Annotated in this window: 1 protein-coding gene; it reads left to right on the forward strand. The window is 72.2% G+C overall.

Features of this window, described 5'->3' with window-relative positions:
- Positions 1–37: 37 nt before the first annotated feature.
- On the forward strand, positions 38–2,533 hold a 2,496-nt coding region (locus ACIOFR_RS42045), incomplete at its 3' end, for an ATP-binding protein (protein WP_401006089.1).

Here is a 2,533-nt window from a genome sequence, read left to right on the forward strand (position 1 = left end):
CGACACCGACCCAGGACCCGCAGGTGGGCAGCAGCTGATGCGGGCGATCCACGACGTGCTGGCCGCGATCGGACCCGCGGTGCTGGTGGTCGAGGACGTCCACTGGGCCGACGACGCCACCCGCGAACTCCTCCTCCTGCTGGCCCGCAACCCGCCCCCGCACCTGCGTCTGCTCATCACCTACCGCCGCAGCGACCTCCCCGTCGGCACCGCCCCGCTCGGCTCCCCCTACCGCCGCCCAGCAGGCGTCGGCGGCCACGACATCACCCTGCACCCCCTCGACCAGGCACAGGTCCAACAGCTCGCCGCCGGTGTCCTCGGCAAACCCGCCGCGCACGCGCTGGGACGCCAGCTGTTCGAACGTAGCGCGGGCCTGCCCCTCGTCGCCGAGGAGGACCTCCTCGCCCTCACCGCCACCGGGCGCCGCCCCACCGAACGATCACCCCACTCCGGCTCCAGTGCCCTGGAGGGCCTCCCGGCGCCCCGGGCTCTGAGGGAAGCGGTCGGTGCCCGTCTCGCTGTGCTCAACGTGGTCGCCGTCGCGGCCGTACACGCCGCCGCTGTCCTCGGTGTCCCCGCGACAGAAGAACTCCTCGCCACCGTCGCTCACCTGCAGGAGGACGACGCCGAAGCCGGCCTCACCGAAGCCCTGGACGCCGGCGTCCTGGAGGAGACCCTCCCCGGGCACTACGGCTTCCGGCACGTCCTGGCCCGCCAGGCCGTCTACGACAAGGTCCCCGGCCCCCGCCGCCGACGCCTGCACCAACGCGCCGTCCAGGCCCTCGACACCGGCTCCAACCCGCCCCTGGTCCAGATCGCCCACCACACCCGCCAACTCGGCGACCCCCACGCCTGGATCCCCCGCGCCCAGGCCGCAGCCGACCACGCCACCCGCATCGGCGACGACGGCATCGCCACCCAACTCCTCCAACAACTCCTCGCCGAACCCACCCTCCCCACCCAGCAACGCACCACCAACGCCCTCACCCTCGCCCACATCGCCAACCGGCGCCTCGAACTCACCACCACCGTGACCGCGCTGCGCGCCATCGTCGCGGACCCCGCCCTCCCCACCGCCGTCCGCGGCGAGATCCGTCTCAACCTCGCATGGGCCCTCCTCGGCCATTCATCGGAGCTGAAGAACTGGCGGGAGGTGGAGCGGGCGATCAGCGAACTGGACAGCCGCCCGGACCTGGCCGCAGCCGCCATGGCGACCCTCGGCATGAGTCTCTACGGCACGACCCCCGTCGCGGAGGGCATCGCGTGGATGGAGCGGGCGGTGCACGCCGTGGCCCGCACCGACGACCCCGTGGCCCACGCACACGTGCTGGCCAGCCACATCACTCTGCTCGAGTTGCTCGGCGACCCCGCCGCACGGGAACTGCTGGAGCAACTGCCCCACCAGGGCGAGAACCGCAACGTTCAGCAGCAGTGCTGCCGGGCCCTGTTCAACGCCGCGGACGCGGTGGTGTTGCGGGGCGACGGCCCCAGGGCCCGAAGGCTGCTCGACGAGGCGACGACGCTGGCCAATCGGACCGGCAACCAAGCCCTGGCGGCAGCGTGCGAATCGACAAGGCTGGAGCTGGACTTCGCCGACGGCTTGTGGGACGGGCTGGACGAGCGCCTCGAATCCATCGCCCCTGAAGCCGACCAAGAGGGCGGCGCGTTCGAGAGAGAGCCGATGCTCATCCGTGCGCAGCTGGACCTCGCCCGCGGACACTGGGCACGCGCCCGCGAACGTCTCACAACCCTGCAGGAGACGACCACCAACGTCGACTATCCTCCCTGGCGAATCATGCTCGCAGCAAGCATGGGCCGCCTCGAACTCGCCGAGGCCGCGCCAGAGGCGGCTTGGGAACGCCTGCAGCCGGCGCTCGAGCTTCAGCGGACCAAAGGCATCTGGGTGTGGGCGGTGGACCTGGTGCCGACCGCCGTCCAGGCGGCCCTCGCCTGCGGACTACCGGAACAGGCACACGAACTGATCCGCGCGACCGCCCGCGGGATCGAGGGCCGCGACGCCCCCGGCGCAGCGGCCGAAGTGCCGTGGGCTCAAGGTCTGCTCGCCACCCCCACCAACCCAGATGAGGCCCTCGGTCTTCTCGAGCAAGCGCGCACCCGGTACGAGGCCCTCGGGCGCGTCTACCAGGCCGCCCAGGTCGCCGAGCACACCGGCCACGCCCACCTCGTCGCGCACCCCGACAACCCCGGCCGCGCGGCCCGCTCCTTCCAGGACGCTCTGAACACCTACACCCGTCTTGGCGCCGCAGCCGACCAGGCCCGCTGCCAGCAGACGCTGCGCGAACTCGGCCAGGAACGCCCCGTTCCCCGTGGCCGCCGTTCCCACGGCGACGAGCTCTCCCCACGCGAACGGCAGGTCGCCGACCTCCTCACCACCGGCGCCACCAACCGGGACATCGCCCGCGCCCTGTCCCTGTCCGTCCCCACCGTCGAACACCACGTCGCCCGAACCCTCAAAAAACTCCACACCACCCGCCACGACCTCCACCACCCCACCCCCGCCAGACTGACTGAC

Source organism: Kitasatospora sp. NPDC088346 (genome assembly GCF_044740765.1).
GTDB lineage: Bacteria > Actinomycetota > Actinomycetes > Streptomycetales > Streptomycetaceae > Kitasatospora.